At 68.8% G+C, this 20,918-nt stretch carries 16 protein-coding genes and 1 pseudogene; 13 read left to right on the top strand and 4 right to left on the bottom strand.

All coding sequences use genetic code 11. The annotated features are described in order from the left end of the window. Positions 1 to 5: 5 nt before the first annotated feature. A complete protein-coding gene (locus IG84_RS38325; protein WP_157848970.1) occupies positions 6 to 3,371 on the bottom strand; it encodes a DUF6603 domain-containing protein in 3,366 nt (1,121 codons plus the stop codon). A gap of 32 nt (positions 3,372 to 3,403) precedes the next feature. Between IG84_RS38325 and IG84_RS0129935 the strand changes: the two genes are divergently transcribed. The 3 genes from IG84_RS0129935 to IG84_RS0129925 all read left to right on the top strand — a co-directional run bounded on the left by IG84_RS0129935 (position 3,404) and on the right by IG84_RS0129925 (position 7,772). Further along, the gene (locus tag IG84_RS0129935; RefSeq protein WP_157848969.1) at positions 3,404 to 5,272 is read left to right on the top strand and encodes a phospholipase D-like domain-containing protein; all 1,869 of its coding nucleotides are present in this window, start codon (positions 3,404 to 3,406) and stop codon (positions 5,270 to 5,272) included. Between the two features lie 424 nt (positions 5,273 to 5,696). Continuing rightward, the gene (locus IG84_RS0129930) at positions 5,697 to 6,215 is read left to right on the top strand and encodes an HNH endonuclease family protein (protein ID WP_342668475.1); all 519 of its coding nucleotides are present in this window, start codon (positions 5,697 to 5,699) and stop codon (positions 6,213 to 6,215) included. Positions 6,216 to 6,992: 777 nt separating this feature from the next. Further along, a complete protein-coding gene (locus IG84_RS0129925) occupies positions 6,993 to 7,772 on the top strand; it encodes a hypothetical protein (protein WP_245659642.1) in 780 nt (259 codons plus the stop codon). A gap of 348 nt (positions 7,773 to 8,120) precedes the next feature. Here the strand turns inward: IG84_RS0129925 and IG84_RS41305 are convergent, their stop codons facing one another. Beyond that, the gene (locus tag IG84_RS41305) at positions 8,121 to 8,624 is read right to left on the bottom strand and encodes a hypothetical protein (RefSeq protein ID WP_031063812.1); all 504 of its coding nucleotides are present in this window, start codon (positions 8,622 to 8,624) and stop codon (positions 8,121 to 8,123) included. Between the two features lie 979 nt (positions 8,625 to 9,603). Further along, a complete protein-coding gene (locus tag IG84_RS0129910) occupies positions 9,604 to 10,389 on the bottom strand; it encodes a hypothetical protein (protein WP_031063809.1) in 786 nt (261 codons plus the stop codon). Between the two features lie 575 nt (positions 10,390 to 10,964). On the opposite strand from IG84_RS0129910, the gene IG84_RS0129905 reads away from it, so the two are divergent. The 7 genes from IG84_RS0129905 to IG84_RS42685 all read left to right on the top strand — a co-directional run bounded on the left by IG84_RS0129905 (position 10,965) and on the right by IG84_RS42685 (position 17,537). Then, complete coding sequence (locus IG84_RS0129905) at positions 10,965 to 11,534, top strand: DUF3558 domain-containing protein (RefSeq protein WP_157848968.1); 570 nt, start codon at positions 10,965 to 10,967, stop codon at positions 11,532 to 11,534. A 585-nt stretch (positions 11,535 to 12,119) separates the two neighbouring features. Next, positions 12,120 to 12,335: a hypothetical protein gene (locus IG84_RS0129900; protein WP_031063803.1), complete on the top strand. Its 216-nt coding sequence runs from the start codon at positions 12,120 to 12,122 to the stop codon at positions 12,333 to 12,335. Next, positions 12,335 to 13,240 carry a sigma-70 RNA polymerase sigma factor region 4 domain-containing protein gene (locus tag IG84_RS0129895; protein ID WP_031063800.1) on the top strand — a complete coding sequence of 302 codons (906 nt, stop codon included), beginning with the start codon at positions 12,335 to 12,337 and terminating at the stop codon, positions 13,238 to 13,240. The genes IG84_RS0129900 and IG84_RS0129895 overlap by 1 nt, the downstream gene beginning before the upstream one ends. Continuing rightward, positions 13,237 to 14,058, top strand: coding sequence for a hypothetical protein (locus IG84_RS41300; RefSeq protein WP_031063797.1), 822 nt, complete (start codon positions 13,237 to 13,239; stop codon positions 14,056 to 14,058). Before IG84_RS0129895 ends, IG84_RS41300 begins: the two co-directional genes overlap by 4 nt. 210 nt (positions 14,059 to 14,268) lie before the next feature. Then, complete coding sequence (locus IG84_RS41295; protein ID WP_157848967.1) at positions 14,269 to 14,931, top strand: hypothetical protein; 663 nt, start codon at positions 14,269 to 14,271, stop codon at positions 14,929 to 14,931. Between the two features lie 367 nt (positions 14,932 to 15,298). Continuing rightward, positions 15,299 to 16,168, top strand: a complete 870-nt coding sequence (locus tag IG84_RS0129880) for a hypothetical protein (protein WP_031063791.1) — start codon at positions 15,299 to 15,301, stop codon at positions 16,166 to 16,168. A gap of 43 nt (positions 16,169 to 16,211) precedes the next feature. Beyond that, positions 16,212 to 17,537 carry a hypothetical protein gene (locus IG84_RS42685; RefSeq protein WP_031063789.1) on the top strand — a complete coding sequence of 442 codons (1,326 nt, stop codon included), beginning with the start codon at positions 16,212 to 16,214 and terminating at the stop codon, positions 17,535 to 17,537. A gap of 278 nt (positions 17,538 to 17,815) precedes the next feature. Here the strand turns inward: IG84_RS42685 and IG84_RS42680 are convergent. Beyond that, positions 17,816 to 18,040, bottom strand: a pseudogene (locus IG84_RS42680) (restriction endonuclease); the annotation flags it as partial. Between the two features lie 75 nt (positions 18,041 to 18,115). On the opposite strand from IG84_RS42680, the gene IG84_RS41700 reads away from it, so the two are divergent. From IG84_RS41700 to IG84_RS39080, 3 genes are all read left to right on the top strand, one after another. Further along, on the top strand, positions 18,116 to 18,457 hold the full coding sequence (locus IG84_RS41700; protein WP_031063783.1) for a hypothetical protein: 342 nt from the start codon (positions 18,116 to 18,118) through the stop codon (positions 18,455 to 18,457). A gap of 818 nt (positions 18,458 to 19,275) precedes the next feature. Then, positions 19,276 to 19,503 carry a hypothetical protein gene (locus tag IG84_RS39085; protein WP_031063779.1) on the top strand — a complete coding sequence of 76 codons (228 nt, stop codon included), beginning with the start codon at positions 19,276 to 19,278 and terminating at the stop codon, positions 19,501 to 19,503. A 57-nt stretch (positions 19,504 to 19,560) separates the two neighbouring features. Further along, positions 19,561 to 20,352 (top strand): helix-turn-helix domain-containing protein, encoded by a 792-nt coding sequence (locus IG84_RS39080; RefSeq protein ID WP_157848966.1) that lies wholly within the window; start codon positions 19,561 to 19,563, stop codon positions 20,350 to 20,352. Positions 20,353 to 20,918: the final 566 nt, after the last annotated feature.

The following is a 20,918-nucleotide window of genomic DNA, read 5'->3' as shown; positions in this document are numbered from 1 at the left end:
ACCTCCTAGAAGGTGATCACGCGTACGCGGTCGCCCGCCGCCGTGGCCACCGCGCCCGTCGCCTTGGCAAGCTGATGCGCCTGGGCTTGGGAGAGGCCGGCCGCGGTCGGCGCTCCGGTCGTCTCGGACACCACCCAGGTCTCGTCCTCGACCGTGACGGCCGGCGCCACCACCGGTGGGTCGGCCACTCCCTCGCGCCGATCGAGGGCGGCATGCAGCCACTCCGGCCGCTCCTCGCCCGGGACGGCGGTCGGGCGGGCGGCGCGGTACTGCTCGACGGTGACGGACACGGTCACCGCCGCCGAGACGACGTCGTTGGCGGCGGCCAGCTCTACACCGCAGTGCAGGCGTTCGAGTGCCGGCCGGTTCAGTGCGTCGCTGTCGGAAAGGTCGGCGAAGCTGCCCGGAGCGAACCAGTCCTTCGCGGGGCCGGTGATGCGCGGACCGGTGGCGGTGATGGTGTCCCGGTGTTCGAGCGGGGCGCCCTCGAAGCGTTCGAGCAGCAGTTCCAGCGGGGCGCGCCGCTGTGCCCACACCAGCCGGCCCAGCGGCGGTAGTACCGGCGCTGGCACCGTCGCGGACGGCGGTGTCAGCAGTACGAACGGGTCCTCGGCCGCCGACGTGGCGAGGTTGCCGGGCTCGCGCAGTTCCACCCCGAAGACCGGCAACGCGCTCGGGATCGGGTGCACCGCCGGCGGCGTCGCACTGCCGAGGGTGAAGGTGGCGCTCCAGCAGATCTCGAAGAACAAGACCTCGAAGCACAGTTCGCCGGCGAAGGTGACCGGGCCGGGCCCGGAGAGCACTCCGGTGACCCGGACGCCGGCGAGCGTCACACCCTTGAACGTGACCCGCACGCTCGCCCGGAAGCCGAATTCAAAGGCGAACGGCTGGAATCGGATCAACGTGTCGAAGCCGAGGAAGCCCTCGGCTCGGATGGGACCGGCATTTACGATCACCTGGACGGACGCCCCGAACTGGAGGGTGTTGGTGGTGATCGCGAAGTAGCCCTCGAACCTCAGGTACAGCACGTCGGTCGGTCGGCCACGGGCCATCGCCAGCCGGGTCAGGCTGGCCGGTAGCGCGAGCGGGGCCGGGTCGTAGGCCGGGTGGAAGCCGCCGATGGACATCACCACGTACGGCTGGTCGCCCCACCCCAGGCGGAATGCTGCGCCGCCGGTGAGCTCGAAGACCTCCAGCAGCTGGCTGTCGACGAGCACGCCGTCGAACTCCAACACCCGCTTGGCGAAGTCGAGGACGCCGAGGACGTCCAGGCGGAGCTGGAGGTACGGCTTTCCGCCCGTCGGGTTGTCGATGGCCGCCCGGACCGAACCCAGCAGGACGACCTTGCTCGGCCCGGGTAGCTCCACGAAGATGCCGAGGTCGAGCCGGACCAGCTCTAACCAGGACAATTGAACGGTCGGACCGACCAGCGTGACGCCCTCGGTCACGGGGAAGATCTCGTCGAGTTCGGCGAGCAGCAGCGGCGCGTCGCGGACCGGATCCTCCGGCGCGAGGATGCGCCCGGCCGCGCCGCCCGCGAAACGCCGACGGAGGGCGTCCACCTCGACCCTGCGGTTGAGCCCGAGCAGGCCGCCGATGGCGGAGAGCGCGATGCCGAAACCGACCTGGATCGGCGGGAACTCGGCGCGGAGCAGGATCAGCAGCGCGAACCCTGGTCGGCCGCCGGGAAGCCGGGTCTGCACGAGACCGACCGCGGTGATGCCCACCGTGACGATCCGGAGCCGCAGCACCCCGGTGTACCGGCCGGCGGGCTCGTTGAACTGGACGAAACCGCCTCCGGTCACCGGCCCGGTGTTGATGCTCATGCCGGCACCGGTGGGCGGGCGTAGCGCCAGGGACGGTGACAGGCCAACCGCGGCTCCACCGGCGGTGGGGGTGAGCCGGAGCGTCGCGCCGACGTCCTCGACCACCAGCGTCAGCGGGCCGAGGCTGCCCTGCACGGTGACCACGGCGGAGAGTGCCAGGCCGCCCGCCTCCGGGCCGGCGACGATGAACAGCCGGCTCAGCCGCACCGGCCCGACGGTGAACTCCATCGGCAGCTCGAAACGCAAACCCGCCTGCCCGTCCACCCGCAACCCGCCGCGCTGCGACCAGCCGACACCGAGGTCGGCCGCGAACGTCAGCTCGCCCGAGCCGACCAGGCGGCCGACGAAGGCGTCGACATCGGCGAAGCTCACCACGAGGCTGAGGCCGGACAGCGCCACGTGGACGCCGACGTCGAAGCCAAGGGTCCCGGCCTCGGCGGCCAGGCCCAGGCCAGCGCCGCCGACCCGGACGCGGGTGCCCTCTCGCCCGCCGAACAGCAGCACCGGCTCGGGCGGCGCGTAGGCCAGCTCAAGCCCGGCGCGCGCCTGCACCGCAGCCGAGTCGGCCCATCGCGCGTCGCCCGGCCGCAACTCGACGCCGATCAGGCGGTCGGCGTCAACCGCTCCGAAGATTCGGCCGCTGACGCTCTCGCCGAACGTGATGACCAGGGCGATGTCGCCCGCCGCGAACAGCGACACCAAGATGCCAGCCGGCGGCCCAGCGACGCCGGTCTGCGCCGGGACAGGCAGCACCGCGAGGCCCACCTCGGCGTGCAGACCGTCGTCGGTCGTGCCGGTGGCGAGCAGCAGGTGCAGCTCCCGGGTCGGTGCGTCGGCCGCCGATGGGTCACCCCAGTACGCTGCGATCGTCCCCTCGTCCGGTTCCACCTGATCGGCGGCGAGCCCGAGCGCGCGCAGCGCCTCCTCCAGCCGGTCGAGCAGTTCCGCGGATCGCAGGGTGCCGCCCCAGCCGTAGACCTCGGCAACCAGGTCAGTAGGGTCGCCGACCAGCATGCCCAGCCGGTCCCAGCGCAGCACGACGCGCCGGGCCGCACGGCGGTGCTCGGTCGGCGCTGTCTCCTCAAGGTCGATGATGCCGAACAGGTGCAGCAGCGCGTAGACGAGCGGGGCGGTCGCGCGGACGTGCCGGGCGACGAGAAACCCCGCGAGGTCGACGGCGAGAGAATCCCACAATTCCGGCTGCGAGAGGGGCGGCGGCAGCGACGGGGGAGGATCGTCCCCGGCCGCGGTGCCCAGCGCGCTGATCAGCGCGGTAGTGTCCCGGACGAGCGTTTGATAGAGACCAGGTGTCGCCGCACCCGTGCGGATCGTTTCGAGGACGTCCCGGACCGAATCCAAAATGTTTTTGATCGGTAATTGGGCGCTCAGCTCCTGGGGGTCGATATCTCCCGCCTCGACCACCCAGCCCAATTCCTCCAACAGCGCTCGGAAAAGCACCGGATCGGCAAGGGCATCCTCGAGAGGCGTGACCGCCTCGATCACTGCGCCCAGTACGGCATCCAGGAACGCACGCGGCTCACTCAACGGAGCCCCCTCGGCGAAATCGGTGTGCCGCCGTGATCGAAAAGGCAGCCCATCCGACGTATCGCTACGATGCCAGCCTCGGCGTAGCATCACAACCCATGGCGGCTACGGACTTCTTTCTTCCCGAGCTGGCGGACGGCGACGATCGCTTTATCGGCCCAATGGCGACCGGCATCAAGGTTGACTGTTTTGTCGACGGGCACGACACATTCCGGGCCATGGGTCTGTCGGCGGCGGGAGCGACCTCGTCGGTCTTCTTCGCCACCTGGATGTTCGGGCACAGCCGTGATCCCCGAGTAGCGCTCGTCGATCCGGCCGCCGTCGCCAAGGTGCTGCGGGACCGGGGGATCAAGCGCCGCCCGACGACCTGGGTGAGACTGTTCGGCGCGCTGGCCGAGCATGGCGTCGACGTCCGGGTGATTCTCTGCGACTTCGACGCCGTGCAGGCGCCCGACAACCATCTGGGCGCGTGGCGCACGCACGCGATGCTGTTCGCCGAGGCCCGGCGGGTCGAGCGGGTCACCGGCATGCGGCGCCTGCATGTCATCGCGAGCCTGCATCCGGCCACGATCGAGACTCTGAGCCTCACGCACACGATCGACGACGAAATGCGGCCCAAGCTCACGCGCATCGTGGGACGCATCGCCGCCATGCCCAGGGCCGCCCGGCAGGCGGCCCTGCAACTGCGCCCGGGGATCTGGGAGTTCATCGACGTCAGCCCGGCCTTCGTGCCCACCGTTCAGGCCTCGCCGGACTGGCGGATGTTCCCGGTCAGCCACCACCAGAAGATGATGATCATTGATGGTGGACTCGCCTACTGCGGCGGGCTCGACCTCGCCTCCACCCGCGCCGACACGCAGCGGCACGACAGCGTCCTGCGTCGGTGGCACGACGTCCACTGCCGGGTGGACGGGGCGGTGGCGCGGGACCTGGCTCGCGGATTCGTGGGACGCTGGACGGCTGAGCGCGCCGCGTTCGAAACCCGCGTCGCCGAGTTCACCACCGCGCATCCGCGCATCGGGCTCGACACGCAGGTCCCGACAGCCACGCTGACGCTCCCGTCGCCGCCTCCCGCGGGCGCTGGCGCTGCCTCGGCACAGATGCTGCGCACTACCTCGGTGCCGAGCAACGTGTTCAGCGTACCGAACACGGTTCGCGACGACGTCCTGCGGTCCTACCGGAACGCGATCGAGCGGGCCCAGAAATACGTCTACATCGAGAACCAGTATGTCCGCGACACGCGCATCGGCGACTGGGTGGAGACGGCCGCGGACGCGCATCAGAACCTGGTGATCATCGTGGTGGTCCCGGTGGCACCCGAAGAGGTGACCCCGGCCGGCACCGCCGCCGACCCGATCACTGAGGACGGCATGGCTCTGCAGAGCGGGCTGCTCCGGCGGCTGGCGAGCGAGCACGCCGGGCGTTTCGGCGTGTACTCGGTCGTCGCCAAGGCGCGCGGCGGCCGGCCCGTACGGCCGACCGACTCGCCGCCCCCGCCGACGGGATTCCGCAGCCGACAGATATATCTGCACAGCAAAGTCCTGATCACCGACGACGAGTTCGCCATCGTCGGATCGGCGAACGCGAACCCGCGTTCCTTCCGCATCGATACCGAGGCTTGCGTCGCCTTCCACCACCCCGCCACGGTCACCGGCCTCCGTCACACTCTGTGGCGGGAACTGCTCGGCAACCCGCCCGGCCTGGCCACGTGGACACCGCCGGACTTCATCGCCCGATGGAATGCGGTGGCCACCGCCAACGAGGCCGCGGCCACGCCGGCAGCCCGCCGCGGTTTCGTGGTACCGCACAATCCGGCCCGCTTCCCGGGATCTTCACGCGCTTTTGTTCCGGACGCCTTCACCGGTCTGACGGAGCAGGACGAGGAAGCGGCTCCGGCGTAGTCGCGCCCGGAAGGGAACACTCCATCATGGATGGAATTCTCATCGCCTGGCTGATCGTGTTCGCGGGTCTCCTGCTGTTGGCAGTGAGCGTTTTTCGACCTCACGCTGCCGCGTGGTGAAGGGTGAGGGCGGCCTTCACAGCTTCCGCAGAGGACGCCGACCTTTGAGGGAGGAGCGGCGCCTGCTCCGAAGTCCCGCCTCCGCCATAGATCACAGCGTTTCGAGCGTATATGCAGGTGAGAACGTGGGGGAGCTTCGGTGCCACTGGACTGGGTGCTCGCCCGCACTGCGGCTTCTTTACCGTCTACGGTGAGTCGGGCACGGATTGTTCGGCTCGAACTCAGGCAGACCTGGCGTGCTTGTGGTCCCACGGTCACCCGACTTTCGAAACTGCGCGCGATACATGGTCGGATCCTTCGCGCGAGTGGTTTCCTACCAGCGCACCAGCTTCCGCCACTGGATCGATGAGGACCGCGACGGCTGCTCGACCCGCAACGAAGTGCTCATCGCCGAGTCACGCAAGCCCGTGGAGAAGGGCGACCGCTGCAAGATCTTGTCGGGCGAGTGGCACAGCTACTACGACCAGCAGACCGTCACCGACCCTCGCGGCCTGGACATCGACCACATCGTCCCGCTGGCCGAAGCCTGGGACTCCGGCGCCTCCCAGTGGACCAAGGAGCGCCGCCAGGCATACGCCAACGACCTTGGTGCCGAGCGCTCCCTGGTCGCCGTGACCGCCAGGACCAATCGATCCAAGGCCGACCAGGATCCGGCCCAGTGGATGCCGCCCTCGGGCGATGCCCGCTGTACCTACCTGGGCGACTGGGTGTCCACCAAGCTGCGCTGGGAGCTGACCGCCGACCGCGACGAAGCGGAAACACTGCGCGCCCTGGCGGCCGGCTGCGGTGGGCAGGCAATCGAGTACGAGCTCGCCGGCGGCTGATCTTGACGCGCAGGCCCGGGCGCCGAGCGATGCCGTCGCGGGCATGCAGCACCTCGGTGACGTGGCTGTCGGCTCCACCTGACTGCCTCCTTGGCGTTGTCGGCAGCCAGGCGGGGTCGGCGCAGCCCTCCGGCCGTGAGCACTTGCGCTGATTTGTCCACATCGAGTGGCCTGATCGCCACGCACCGAGCCCACACCTTCGACGAGGTCTTCGGTATCTCGCCTGCCCGCGCAGCCTGAAGCCAATCAACCGCTTCCTCACGACCGGCCTGACGATGACGCGGAGGCGATAGCCACTTCACCGGTACAGCGGGCTCCGCTTCCCGGCGGCCGTTCCACCACCGGGCCATGCCGACTGTCTGTGGTCGCTAGCGCATGGAGCGGTGGTTATTCCGGGGGGGAAGCGTCCGGTGAGAGCCTGCCAGCGCTCTCGTGCTTCTTCCAGCGCGGCTCGCGCTTCCTTGTGCCGTGGATCGTCGCGGTGCCGGGCCCCGACCTGGGACAAACGCTCGCTTGCCTTGTCCTGGGCGGCCGTGTCTTTCCGGGCGTGCTTGAAGTTCTTCTGTGTCTGGGCCAGCTGCTGCGGGATACGGGCACGGAAAGATGTTCTCCTCAGCGACCGCGTTCTGGATCCGGACGGCGAAGTCGCGCACCTGATCCTCATCAAAGCGCTGCTCCTGCCCATCCGTTGCTGGTGGATGGTGCGGGTATTTCGCCCGGTGCACCCGTCCGTCGGGGCGTTGACCGTGCCCGCGTAGCCTCAGAAGAATGGCTGGCATGCGTCTGATGCAGCGGGTATGGGAGGACATTCATCGGGGCGAGCACTTGGAGATCTACCTCACGGTGTTGCTGTCCCTCACCCTCGCGGTACTCGGCGCGTTCGATCTGGCCAGCGGCAAGGTGCTGGCTGCTGCGACCCTGGCAACGCTGGCGCTAGTCGCGGGCAGTTTATTGGGGAGCCGACATCGGATGTCCGCGCTGACGGCACAAGTACAGGATCTGCGCGGAGGCAGGGGTTCGGCGAAGGAGTTCCTCGCGCGGGACAAGCCGGGGCTCATCGAGCAAGTGCGCCATGCCCGGGACATCAGCATCGTGGGCGTGACGCTGTCGCGGACGCTGCGCGACTTGATCGACGAGTTGCAGCGGCGCGCTACGACAGGAGCGATGGTGCGAGTCGCGCTCATTGATCCTTCCTCTTCCGCGCCGGAGGAGGCAGCCCGGCGCAGTACGTTGCCTGACCGCCCCGAGGTGTTCGTCAACCGGCTGCGTCCGTCAGTCGACCTCCTGCGTGAGCTGGTCGGTACACCCGGCTGCGCGGGTCAGGTGGAGGTGCGCTTCCTGCCGTTCGTTCCCGCGTTCGGTCTGGTCCTGCTGGATCCCGAACAGCCCGATGGCATCATTCACGTCGATATCTACTCGCACAGCTCGGCCAGCGGGGACGCAGTCTTCTCGCTCCGCCCAGAACGGGACGGCCAGTGGTACACGCACTATCGGGCCGAGTTCGACCGCATGTGGGAGTTCGGCCGCTCGGCCGATGTCTCCGACGGCTTCCCGTGATGCCAGTCCGTTCAGCGCGGCCCTGACTGCCCGGGACGGCCGCTGGACTCGTCGAAGGGCAGCGCCCCAGTGGCGGCAGGCTGGCTGCGGCGCGGCTGCGGTCCGCAACCACACCGCTCATGAACTGGTCCGGCTCACGGATTCGCAGCCGGTCGTCGCGGCTGCGACGGACGTCTTTCGTCGCCAACGGCATCTACGGGACCGGCTCGGTGCCGGCTTGGGCCTGGAAACGGAAGAGCACCAGCAGCTTCTCCGGGAGAAACGGGAGACACTTCGGGGACTGCGAGACGCCATGCGCCACGATCTCGGTTGGATGCGGATCCTTCCAAGGGGTGGTCCACATCCGAATCAGATGGAATCCACACCGAGGTCCACCCTCATGCCAGCACGCAGGTCTCGGAAAGCGTCGTGATAGGCATCACGCGCCGTGAGGTACGGCCCGTCACTGAACAGCGCACCGTCCTCGATTCGCGTGCGGAGACTCCTCAACGACTTATAGGCAGCTTCGGCAAGATCGACCAGTTCGGCGGGTGCAGAGAGCTGGACCTGAAAGCGCAGCTCATATGCTCCTGACGAGAGGAAGATCTCCCGCATCCTGCCGACCCGCTCATCGTGAGAAAGAATCGGCGCATGGGCCACTTCGCGCAGGCCGTTTCGCAACTTGGACAACGCGGCCAGATACTGTGTGTAGATCTCGCGGCGGAGGGTTGTTTGGCGATCCGCCTCCTCCCGAGCCAGATCCCTTTGACGCTCTTCGCGTTCACGACGCCATCGCAGTCGATCTGCCAGCAAGGTGGATCCTGAGCCGATCACACCACCCAAAGCAGCACTCGCAAGGGGAAGCCAATCCATGATGTCAGCGTAGGAGGAGCGGTATTACTTCCGACACCGAAGCAGTAAAGAGTCGTTGGTGAGGATGGCGTTGGCGCCAGCGTTACCCCAGCCCTGGCTTCCCTTCAAAGGATCCTTTCCAGGGACAGCTGAGCTGGGAAGACGCTGATTGACGTGTGGGCGGTGCCGTCGTACTTCTACCGTGGCGGGGTGGAGGTGGGGCGCCATGGTGTCGTTGCCGGAGGAGCTTCAGGCACGGGAGGCCGCCGCTCGGCAGCGAGTGGAGGAACTGGAGGCCGGACCTGGTCCGTGAACCTGCGGACATGGTCACGGCTCTGCAGCACCTCTACTACAGGGCCGGGGCGATGCCCGCCGATGAGATGGAGCGTCGAGCCGGCGGCCATGGAGAACTGCCGCACACCACGCTACTGCGGATGGTGCACGGTCAGACCATGCTCTCCAGGCTGCAACTGGCCGCCTTCCTCAAAGTCTGCGAGGTACCGTCCACGGAGTACGCACAGTGGACACGGGCCTGGTTGCGTGCATGGCGACATCGTGAGCTCGATCGCGGACCACGCATCTCCGATTGGCCAGGTCATCCTGAGATCACAGACGTACGAGTTGTCGTCGGGAAGCAATCTTGGACGTACAAGACGTCGTCGGCTCGTGAGGGACGCTTGGAGGCTAGCTAGCCGATGTCGTGCTGGTTCGGGTCACCCCGGCGACGGCGAAGCTCAGCGCCCTCCAGGCCGGCCTGGTGCCCCTGGACAGCTACCCCGGAGCGAGCACTCCCTGGGCGGCGAGGTGCCTCAAGTGCGGGAGCCTCAGCCGGATCCGCCTCACGGACCAAGGGAGGGCAGGATGCCGACCCTGCGCACACCACCAGCGACGTGTGGCGTAGCGATTGTGCTGCTCACAGACCCACCCGCTGACCCGGACTGGCACAGCGGCCGATTCAGCTGGCAGTCGGACGGCAACCACCGGTCTGGTCAAGCCCGGGCTACTGCGGGGGGAAGTGCCCGGTGAGGTCCTTCCAGCGTTCCCGCGCGTTCTCCAGCGCGACGTGCGCCTCCTTACGCCGTGGATCATCGCGATGCCGGGACTCGACCTGGGACAAGTGCTCGCTGGCCTCGTCCTGCGCGGCCGTGTCCTTCCGGGCCCGCGCGAGATCCTCCTGCGCCTGCGTCAACTGCTGCGGGATACGGGCACGGAAGGAGTTCTCCCTGGCGACCGCGTTCTCGATATCGACGGCGAAGTCGCGCACCTGGTCCTCGTCGAAGCGCTGCTCATGCTCGTCCGCCGCCGGGGGGTGGTGCGGGTACTTGGCCCGGACCAGCTGCCCGTTGGCTCGGGTGAGGTAGATCGAGTGGTTGCGCTGGCCGGTATCGAAGCGAACCGCGAGGCCGGCCAGCGGAATCGAATGCGTCCCGGCCTCGTCCTCCACCGTGAGGAGATGCTCGAACAAGGTCACATCCCCGAGGCGAGCCAGCCGTTCGCCCGTCCCCGGGTTGCGCAGAGCGGCGATCCGATGCTCCAGCGCATCGATCTTCTTGTCGTAACGGGCCCGGTGGGCGGCGAGCTCGCTCCGCGCCGAGGAGACCTGCCGCTCTCCCTGCCGTTCCAACTCCCGCACCCTCCAGCGGGCCTGCGCCAGGTCCTCCCGGTTGTCCGCGTACTGCCGGCTGAAGGCAAAGGCCCACCCCCTGGGGAACAAGTACATCCTCCGAAGCCCCCAGATGATGCCCACCACCACAAGTAACACGACTATGCGCACCGCGTCTTCCATTGCGCTCCCTCCGCTCTCGGCAACCCCCCTTCTATAGGCCCCGCCCGGGCCGAGACCGGCTCCATGCAAAAGTGTCAGCGACGCCACACCCGTGGCGCCGCACGCCCTGCACATTCCCGCAGCGGACCGATATCGGGCGCCCCAGCGCACGCCACGCCCGGTACCTGGGCGGGCAAAGGCACCCGTCCGCGAAGCGCCGGGCACCGCCCACCGCGACGGCCGTAGCCCCGCTCGCGTCCGGCCCTGCCGGGGAGAAGCAGGGGCACCAGCCCAGGCGGTCTCACTATCGCTGGGCGGTCCATGGTCGAAGAATTGAAGGCAGCGACGCGCCCTGACGTCTTAGAAGGGCGGAGGAAATATGCCAGACCCTTGTCAGGGGGAACGGGACCTGCCGGCCACCCGGGCCAGCGCCGTTGCGGCGGATCACTTGGTACAAGCGCGGGGCTCAGGAACACGCGCCTCCGGTAGCGGGGCGGGGTGCGAGCCATTGGGTGCTGGCGCCATCTGCCGGTTACGATGATCGCTCCCCCCACGCCACTTCAGGCACGGTGCTGTGCACCGACAGGGGGGATGTCATGCGCCGACCGTTTTACATCTGGCCAGCACTGCTGCTCACGGCCGTGAGCGTGACAGGGTGCGGCACCTCCGGCAAGCCGCCGGCAAAGACCAGCAGCGGTCATTCGGCATCTCTCGCGCCGCTGCGCATCGAAGACATGGATGAGGGCTCCGTCTGCGAGCGCGCGTTGACGCAGAAGCAGCAGGACGATCTCGGTGTGTGGGAGGCCGAGCCGATGTCCGGCAAGGGCGAGGTCAGCTGCTACTTCTCCATGACTCCCGACGAGGAGAACGCGGCTGGCTACGTTGTGGCGCTGTTCGAGAACGAGAAGGCCTTGCTGGGGAACGTCGACGGGACGGATCCGATGCCGACCAAGGCCGTCCCGGTCACGGTGAAGGGGAGGATGGCCGCGCGGCAGGTCATGTATGGCGAGGAGTGGAGTGCCGGTGTGACCGTGGACATCGGCCAGGGCCGTTTCCTGTACGTGGAGCGGTACTCACCGGGCCACGTGGTGACCGAGAAGGAACTGAACGCGCAGGTTGTTGAGGCTGCCGAGAAGGTTCTCGGCAATCTGGAAAGCCGCGGCTGAGTCCTCGCTCAGCTCTCCACGTCCCACTTCCTGGAACGGGGCGGCCCGCGCCGGGCGCCTGCGTGACCCGGCGGGATGCGAGGTGCCGCGCACGGCGGGAGGGGCCCGCGGCCGCTTTGTGTGTGCGGCGAGTGGCGTGAGCGTTGTCAGTGGTCCCGGCTACGGCCCTGCTGTCCTGCTGTCCTGCGGGACGTTCCGCTCTCGCCTGGCCTCTAGGAGCGGCCAGGCGAGAGCGGTGATGCTCGCCCCTTGAGGTTCTTCGGCACGGGGCGGGCCGGATGGCATGGTCGACACCAAGGACATCCACCGCCCATTTGACGTGGGGTCGCGGTGCGATTGCAAGGAGAAGTGGGAACTTTCCCCCAAGGGCGCGCCGACGTGCCCGGAATCGGTCACCGCAGGGCGGCCCAAGTGCGTTCCGTGACCGTGATTGTTCCGTGAATCCATGATCACGTGGCGTAGCAACTCCCCGCCCATGCATGCTGATGCACCTCCCGTGCATCGGCGGTTCGGCACCCGCCCGCCCGGGACGTCGGCAGTCTCCCATGGGCTGCCGTGTGCATGGTCGACAGGACGGAAGGTCCAATGAGCAGCAAGCAAATAGTGATCATCACAGTGGCCGCCATCGTCTCGGTCTTCGCCTGGGGCGCGGCGATGGTGGCCTACGGCCAGGTCGCCGCCACCGTCGTGCTGGCACCGGTTCTCGGAGTCACCGCACAGCAGATCATCCGGGCCGTGCGCGCACCGGCGCCGGGACGCCGGGTGGTGCCGGCCGCCGAGCAGGAGGACGACGCCCCGTGATGACGCTTCCCGAACCGCCGGCCCAGCCCGCCCGACCGGCGCCCCAACGACCCGGGCGCAAGCTCGGGCCGATCGCGGAGAACGTCGGCAGTGCTCACCGCGTCTGGCTGGAACCCGTCCGCACCATCTACCTCAGCAGCGGACTCACGCTGAACGAGCTGAGCGAGCGCACCCGGTTCGCCAAATCGAAACTCTCCGAGCTGTTACGCGGGGTCGGGCTGTACCCGCGCTGGGAGATCGTGCACAGCCTGGCCACCGAGCTGAAGATGCCCAACTGGCCGCTCTACCAACTGTGGCGACGAGCAGCGCGGGAGGCCCACAAGACCCGCGGGTGGGTCGAGGGATGCAGCGAAAAGATCACCCTGACCCGCACCCCCGAGGCCCCGCCCATGGACCACTGCGCCTTCCGCCAGACGGTGGAGGAGGACTACCGCCGCTACGCCCAGGTATTCCTTGCTGATGACCAGCGCGACGCCGCCGTGTCCGACACCTTCGACATCCTCTGGCTGCGCTGGAAAAACGATGCACTTACCAGCCCTGACACTCGGCGTTTCGCCTGGCAGGTCCTGCGCGCCGCGGTCATGGCCAAATCGCCCCACCTGGACGGCCGCCCCGATCTGGCCCGCGCCGCCTTCGACACCGTCGCTCTGCAGTCCCAGACCACCGTGACCGACCACATGAACCAGCTGACAGAGAGCCTGGAGGTTTTCAAGGCGATGAGCCGTCTGCCCGACCACCGGCTCGACGTCATGGTGCTACGTCGCCTGTGCGGGTTCACCCTCGAGGAAGCCTCCGCTCTCCTCGGGGCCCCGCTGGTTGCGGTGCAGTCCGATGAGCGTCACGCCGTCCGCTTCCTGGAGAGCGTCCTCTGCCCGCCGTCCGAGACCGAAGGGAACACCCCATGACCCGCATCGAAGAACTCCTCTCCAGGACCCTGCTGGTGCGCGAACGCACCATGCCACGCGATTTCGTGCCGCCCGCCACCCTTCCTCCCGGCGACAACTGCGCCGACCGGGCGCCCGAGCCGGCCCCTGCCTCCAGCACAGCAGCCGAGGACCTGCGCGCCCTGTGCGAAACCCTCGTCACCCACACCCCCACCAGGGCGGTCGCAGACTTCGTCACCGATCAGGTCCCCGGCCCGCGCAGCGCGCTCGTCCTGGCCTGCGTCCTGCAGCTGACCGATACCGACGACGGCGCTCGCTTTTGGTGGCAGTACGCCGCCGGCGCCGGACAGACCGCTGCTGCCTACTGCCTCTACCTCCACCACCTGGCCCTGGGAGAAGACGACGCGGCTCACTGGTGGCTCCACCAGGCCGACGACGCACCCGCCCCCTCTGAAGAGCCCTTAGCGCAAGAGCACCCGAGCACGTCCTCTGTTCCCTGCCCGCCGCCCGCCCTCCAGATCGCCAACGCTTCCACCACCACGGTCCTGCACCTCCTGCGCAACCTGGGAAAGCACACGACCCGCACTCGCTCCATCGCCGTCACTGAACTCATGGACTACATCCCGACCGCAGTCGCCACCGGCTACCTTCACCAGCCCGATATGGAACTCCCCACCCCTGGGCCCGACTTCGCCGACCGTGTCAGCGGCCTGCTCACCGCCGCTGCCGATCCCGTGGATGCCCCACGCGCAACACCCTCCCGCCCACACCTGCGCAAACGCACCACGTGCGAGCCCCAGTCGTCCTCCAGCAAGCACTCCCAGACGGCTCACTCGTAGTAGGCATGCCCCGGCCCTATTCCTCGTGGTTCGGCCGCCGGGCAACACCCGGCGGCCGACTGGCAGGTCACCGTCTCCCCATCGAGTCAGCTCACCTCCGCATTCGTTCCTCCCCCCCGCAGTGGTCGGGGATGCACGGCTAAGGCCCCGCGCTCCAGCCCCGAGGGGGCACGGGTCGGGCTGCTCCGGGGCGGCTTTGCGGCGTCGGCGGTGTTCGCGCTGGGCTTGGGCGCGGGCGCATTCGCGGGTGCAGTACTTGATGCCGCTGGTGCGGTTCTGTCCGTATTCGGCGCGGCCGCGTTGGCGGACGAAGCTCCGCCGGCAGGTCTCGTTGGCGCACTGGCGGATCGTGGCGTCCTCGGCGAGGTGGTTGTAGAGCTGGAGGAAGACCACGGCGAGGATGGTGGGGTAGCGGTCGGTCAGGCCGCCGATGCCGACGCTGAACGGCTTCAGCGCGGCATTCAGTTCATCCACCAGGTCGTCGATCCTGATTCCCAGGGCGAGCTCGCGCAGGTGGTCCATGTCGCGCGGCCACACCTCGTTCCGGTGCGTGTTCTGCGAGCGCCACTGCGCCAGCCGTGCCTGGCAGACCTCGGGCTCGATGAGCTCATCGAGCCCGCCCTCGCGCCGCAGCGCCAGCCAGGTGGTGATGGCCGACTGCGCCTGCGTGACATAGAGCGTGGCCAGTTCGCCGTGCAGGGAGAACGGCCCGCTCTTCGGGTGTTCCCGCTCGGTGAGCTCCTGGAAGTACTCGTAGACCGCTTCGTCCCAGCTGCCGGTGTCGATGCTGCCGCCGAGAGATCCGTAGGTGCGCATCAGGGCGGCCACGGCGTCAAGGTCAGCGGGATCGAGCTCCATGAATCCCGCAGGTAGAAGTCCTCCGGCAGCGCAACGGTCTCTCCCTCGGAGCGGAGTTGAGGGTCCCAGACGATCCACTCGCCATCGGCCCTCGCGCCGCTGTACTACGTCTTCGACGACTTCAAAGTCCTCACCCCGTCCGAAGTCCAGCACTACACCGCCCACGCCCGGCCGCACCCCAGCGGAGCCTGGGTTCTGATCGCCACGCACCGAGCCCACCGATTCGACGAGGTCTTCGACGCCTCGACTGCCCTGGCGGCCTGAAGCCAACCGAGCGCGTGCCCGCAGACGGCAGCTCCGCCGGGTGGTGATGTGGGCTGGCGGCCGCGAGCGGAACGCCCCTAGCGTTTCAATGCCAGGGGAGAGCAGGGAGGGGAGGCGTATGGAGCCGGGGGAGAGGTGGGCCTACCGGGCCGCCCCCTATGCGGGGCCGGTCAGCGAGGTGGAGGTGCTGCGCCTGGGCAGTCAGCGCCCACTGCGGGTGAAGGTCCGGTTCTGCGAGGAGACCGCGGAGGGCCGACAGGAGTGGGTGCCGCCGGCCCGGCTGCGGGTGCGGTGGGAGGACAAAAAACAGTGGCTGGCCCGGCAAGAGCGCTGGGCACAGCTGACCCAGGACTGCCCCGACCAGGAAGATCCGGAGTTCTACGCAGCCAGCACGATCTTCGAGGAATGCCCGTTGGAAGGAGTGGTGTCCATGGGCTGGAACTACCGGGAGCGCGGCGTGCTCTACGTCCACGACACCCCCGCCCTCGCCACGCTGCTCAAGGTGCCCGAGACCTTCTTCCACGCCGACCCACGGACGTTCACCGACGAAGAGGGCACGCTGACAGCCCCCTGGCCCACCACGCTGGCCACGGCCCGCCTGATCGCCCAAGCCCACGCCGACGCGCTGGCCGCCACCCTCGCCCGCGAGGAGGAACAGGCCCAGCGCGACGCGTCCTACGGAAAGTATTATCGCGGCCGCGGCGGCAACCCCGGTACCTACATCCACCCCGAAACCTGCGCCGAGGTACACCGCGAACACCAACCCGGCCGCGACCTGGTGCGCGAATGGTGCGGCGCCCAAGCAATCGACCAGGTCACCGAACTGGCCGCGCTGCGCACCGAAGTACTACGCATCGGCAAACTCATGGAACACGCCATCCAGACCCTGCGCCACCACGGACACACCAAGACCGCCGATCACCTCGAACGACAGCTGGGCGTCCCCGTAGAAGTCCTGCGCCACGCCAACTCGAGCGACCCAGGATGACAACCCGCCCGCCCATGCCTGACGAGAAGGATGGTGTCCGGCTGTGTCCCGCCCCAAGCGCCTCAACGACCGCCAACTCGCCCTGCTGCGCCGCATCTGCCACGGCCCCGACCCCATCACCTCCGCCGACTCCGCGCTGGCCGTCACCGTCTACGCCCTGCGCAACCGCGGCCTGGTCACCACACCCCGCACGAACGGCCACTGGACCGCCCGCCCCACCGCCGCCGGCACCCAGTACCTCGCCCAGCAAGACAACCCCCCAACCCGCCCCACCCCGAAGAACACCCGCGCAGGCAGCAGCACCGCCTCACCAACGGACGAGGCCCAAGACCTCCTCACCCGCCTCCAGACCGCCGGCGGCGTCCTGCACATCCCCGACCCGCCCGACGCCGAACGCGCCCGCATCCGCCGTGCCTTGCACGCAGCCAAAACCCGCCACCTGATCCCGGAAGGCCACCGCCTGCAGCACACCGGACGCAACACCGGCGACCTCATCATCAAACTCCTCCCCGGCCCCCACCCCACCCAGACCGCACCCCGCCCCCAACCCCTCCCCGTCGACCTCGACCTCCCGACAGAAGACCTCCACCCAGCCGTCCGCGACGCCACCGTGCAGGTCTGCCCTGACTGCCAGCACCGCGCCCGCCGCCTCCTGCACGCCCTCGCCCACGCCGCCCAGCGCAAGGGACACACGCCCCGCCCCGCCCGCGACACCGACGCCTGCCTGGAGATCACCGTCTACGACAGCACCTTCCCGCTGCACTTCATCGAGGGCACCAGCGAGCACCTCGATCCGGACAGCGTGCAGTACTCCTGGCAACGCGTCACCACACGCGTCACCCGCCCTTCGCACAAGCTGGACCTCCTGCTGCCCAGCCCACCCTGGGGGCACCGCGGCGGCCGCTACAGATGGGGCGATCGGCAACGGTGGTGCCTGGAAGACAAACTCCACCAGGTCTTGGACGAAATCGAGCAGCGAGCCCGAGCCGACCACAATCAACGCCTCGAACAGCAGCGCAAAAAGGAAGAGACCCGCCGCCGCTGGGAGCAGGTGATGGAACAGGCCCGCCTCGAACTGTTCCATGACAGGCGCATCAAAGCCCTGCGGGAGCAGGCCGAAGCCTGGCACGAGGCCAACCGCATCCGCGCCTACTGCGACGCCCTGGACCGCCACGTCACCACAGCAGCGGCCGACACCCAGCACGAGCAGCAGCCCGTCACGGAATGGAGCGCCTGGGCACGCCGCTACGCGGACGACATCGACCCTCTCCTCGACCATCCTGGACCGCCGCAGGAAGACAATAATGATCCGGAGGAGTTGCGTCCGTATCTGCAGGGCTGGAGTCCGCATGGCCCCGAGCGCAAATGAGGCTCCCTCGATCCGCCGCGGCATCCGTCGGCCGGGACGAGGTGCGGACGCTGCGTGGTCTGGCGGCCGACTGCGGCGGGCAGCGCACCGCGTACGAGCCGCCGGCGGCTGGGCCGTGGGGCTCGTACAGGCCTGCCGAGCGCCCAGCCGAGCCAGTGAAAGCTGCTGGCCGGCCGCGGGAAGTTGTACTTCCAGCGCCGCGGGCACGGCCGTCCGGCGGAGCGCTGTTGGTCGTCGAGGACGGCATACAGGTGTGTGCCGTGGGCCCAGTGCTTGAGCTCCGGGCAGCCGATCAGGGTGATGCCGTGACGTTGGGCGAAGTCCGTTGCCGGCCTGGTGAATCCATTCATGCCCACGACGATGGCCACGTCCGCACCGTGCTCGGGACGCGTGGTGCCGTGGAAGGTGTGGATCTCCTTCGAACCGACCTCGCCGCGGCTACGCCGGCTCGGGGAACCGGTTGGCACGCTCCAGCACCCACGGCCCGACAGCGCTGAAGGCATCGTCCCCGCCCCGGAGGAGAACTCGCGGATCTCCTCCTCCGGACCGCGCAGCATCAGCCCGGCCGCCGAGGGATAGTGCTTGCCCTGGAAAGCCCGGAACCTCTGCACCTTGAAGACGTCCTTGGCGAATGCGGCCCCCGCGATCAGGGCCGCCCCGGTGACCACATCACCCTCGCCTCCGTCGTCGAGCCGATTGAACAGCCGGCCCCGCAGTCAGCGGAGGCGCAGCCGCCGGCCGGGGCGCCGGAGCAGCGGGAGTCGCCCGCCGGCTGCTCCCGCAGCGAGCAGCTCCTGCCCTGGGCCCAGATGGGCTTCAGCGCGCTGTGCGTCGGCACCGGCACGGTCGCCGCAGTTGCGGGCAACCCGGGGCTGGGCACCGTCATTGCCGCCGGCGGCGGAATCAACCTCAACCCGTGAACATCGAACGGAAGTGACGTGCGGGCTCCGCCGGGCCGAAACCCGGCGGAGCCCGCACCGCGACCTGCTCTCGCGCTCAGGTCTCCGGCAGTGCGGGACGGGAAGGGACTCCTGATACACGTATGGCCCGGCCGAACGGCCGGGCCATACTCTTCGTCTGTCCTGTGCGCCGCGCTGAGCGCGGGCTCAGAAGTAGGTGGGGTTCCGCGGCAACGGAAGGTCCCCTTGTTCGTCCCTGGTGCGTCCACAGCAATACGGATCGTCGCCCGGGGCGCGTGTACCTGTGTCACGCGCTGATCACCACCGCAGTGGGGTGATGGCTTGGAGTCTCGCTTTCCACGGCCACAGGACGCAAGCCCGGGTTGTGCAACATTACGCCGGGCGAAAAACTCCCCGCGCTGACCTGCGGAAACGAGGTCTCTCTAGGGAAACCCGGCGCAGTTATTCGCGACAGGTTCGCGACGCCTTCCGAAAAACCCTCCGGGAGGGAGCTCCCACGGGTTTTTCGGGTCCTGTCGGCGGATTCGTTTTCTCTTCTTCCCTCTCTTGGCGTGGTCGCTGACCTGCGGTAATGATGTCTCGCTTGCCGCAGGGGAACACTTTCCCGACGAATCTGCCCAATTCCTCGGTCGGTGCAGCGTGTTCCGCGTGTCGCGAGGAGGCGGCCGTATTGACCTGTGTGCCTGGTGCTGCAACTGCTGCCCTATGGGCGTGCGTTGTTGCCAGTAGCGTGATCATTGGCCCGCTCTCTTCCGGCGGCAACCGGTCGGGGCCAGTCCACAGCAATCGCCCTGTCGTCTCCCGCTTGGAGTCTTCGTTTGTCCCTGATCCTTCCTGACCATTCCGGTACTTCGCAGACCGCTCAGCCCGAGCCCCCGGCTCAGCACTCCCGCCTGTCCTGGATCGACCTGGTCCTGCTGGTCGTGGTGCTGGGGGCACTGGTGGCCCTCCTCGCCCTGGGGACGGAGTTTCCGGAGGCGATCGCCATCGTCGGCGTCGCCGCTCTGGTCACCGTTGAGATCCGCCGCCGCATCACCCAGTCCTGACGTCCTCTCCGGCCCGGGGCAGCCGCCCCGGGCCGCGGGCCGGCGAAAGGAGAAGCGGTGGCCCGTCCCATGAACCCCCTGCCTGCCGGCGACAGCCAGCTGGCGGCTTTCGCCGAGGCGCTGCGCGCTCTGCGCGTCAAAGCCGGCGCCCCGGCCCTGAAAGACATGTCCCAGCGCTGCGGGGTCGGCATCGCCTCGCTGTCCGCTGCACACAGCGGCACCGAGCTGCCCACCTGGCGCACCGTGGAGGGGTACGTCCGTGCCTGCGGCGGGGACCCCGGCCAGTGGGAGTCCCGGTGGACCGCCCTGCGTCTCGACCGGCAGGCCGGCGACGATGCCTCGGCCGCCACCCTGATGAGGTACTGGAACCGCTCCTCCCGCCGGCTCACGCCCCCGCAGCAGGTGAAGGATGCCGCGGAACTGGCCCAGCTCCTGAACCACCTGCGTAGTTTCCGCGGTCTGAGCCTGCGCGACCTGGCGCGGAAGACCCCCGGCTTCTCCCACCACACCTACGGCGTCGTGCTGCGCGGCGACCGCCCGGTGACCGCCGACATCCTCGTCGCCGTGCTCAGGTCCTGCCAGGTAGGCCCTGACGCAACCCGCCACTGGCTGAAGGAACTCGCCCGCGTGCGGCCTGCCGAGGCACTGCGCGCGGAAGGGTGGATGAACACCTTGCGCACCGGCCTCCGCGCCACCCGGCTCCCGCCCCGGACCGCCCCGTCGGCCGCGGCCGAGGCCCGACGCAACGGCCTTGCCGTTCCCTCCCCGTACCGCCGCACCCGCCCCCGCGGCGGGGGAGAAGGAGGGCGCCCGATGGGTGGTCCACGGCCCCGCATCGGCAGCGCGTGACGTTCCCACTCTGCTGCGCGTGTTCGCTGCTCCACCGTTCAGGCCGGCGGCGCGGCAGGACCCTCACGGCCCCGTGCAGTCCAGCTCGTTCGCGGGCGGCGTTCGGGGAGGCCCGGGGTGTCCGTGAGCGGGACTGGAACGCGGGCGGCTGTCGAGCCTGGCCCGTACTGGCTTTGTTCACGAGATCGGGCAGCGCCTCCCGTATGCCCGGGCCCACTTGCGCCGGCACACCTCGGGCCCGCAGGGCGGGTGGCGGAAGTACCAGGTACCGAAGTCCCTCCCTCTGCCGCAGCGGCTGCACCTTCCCGCCTGCCTCGGGCACGTCCTACGCGCGGGTAGTTTGGACGCCGAACGCCTCGGGCCGCGGTACGGGGCCGCGTAAGAACTATCCGTGATCAAAATGATGAAGCGGACTCTCGCCGCCGGCGCCGCCCTCGCCACGCTGCCGTTGCTCACCGCCGCCACCCCTGCTCCGGCTCAGCCGCTGGTGCGGGAGTCGATGACGCTCGCCGCGGCCGTGGACGCCCTCCCGCTGGCCGCGGAGAACCGCGCCGGCTACCAGCGCA

It is taken from the genome of Streptomyces ochraceiscleroticus (genome assembly GCF_000720485.1).
Taxonomy (GTDB): domain Bacteria; phylum Actinomycetota; class Actinomycetes; order Streptomycetales; family Streptomycetaceae; genus Streptomyces; species Streptomyces ochraceiscleroticus.
Note: the sequence above shows the minus strand (reverse complement) of the source record. Positions and strands in the feature narration are given on the sequence as shown.

Excerpts from the sequence above, each read along its gene's own strand:
- IG84_RS0129925 (WP_245659642.1), top strand. The coding sequence starts at position 6,993 with ATGCGTCTGATGCAGCGGGTATGGGAGGACATTCATCGGGGCGAGCAC.
- IG84_RS41305 (WP_031063812.1), bottom strand. The coding sequence starts at position 8,624 with ATGGATTGGCTTCCCCTTGCGAGTGCTGCTTTGGGTGGTGTGATCGGC.
- IG84_RS0129910 (WP_031063809.1), bottom strand. The coding sequence starts at position 10,389 with ATGGAAGACGCGGTGCGCATAGTCGTGTTACTTGTGGTGGTGGGCATC.
- IG84_RS0129905 (WP_157848968.1), top strand. The coding sequence starts at position 10,965 with ATGCGCCGACCGTTTTACATCTGGCCAGCACTGCTGCTCACGGCCGTG.
- IG84_RS0129900 (WP_031063803.1), top strand. The coding sequence starts at position 12,120 with ATGAGCAGCAAGCAAATAGTGATCATCACAGTGGCCGCCATCGTCTCG.
- IG84_RS0129895 (WP_031063800.1), top strand. The coding sequence starts at position 12,335 with ATGACGCTTCCCGAACCGCCGGCCCAGCCCGCCCGACCGGCGCCCCAA.
- IG84_RS41300 (WP_031063797.1), top strand. The coding sequence starts at position 13,237 with ATGACCCGCATCGAAGAACTCCTCTCCAGGACCCTGCTGGTGCGCGAA.
- IG84_RS0129880 (WP_031063791.1), top strand. The coding sequence starts at position 15,299 with ATGGAGCCGGGGGAGAGGTGGGCCTACCGGGCCGCCCCCTATGCGGGG.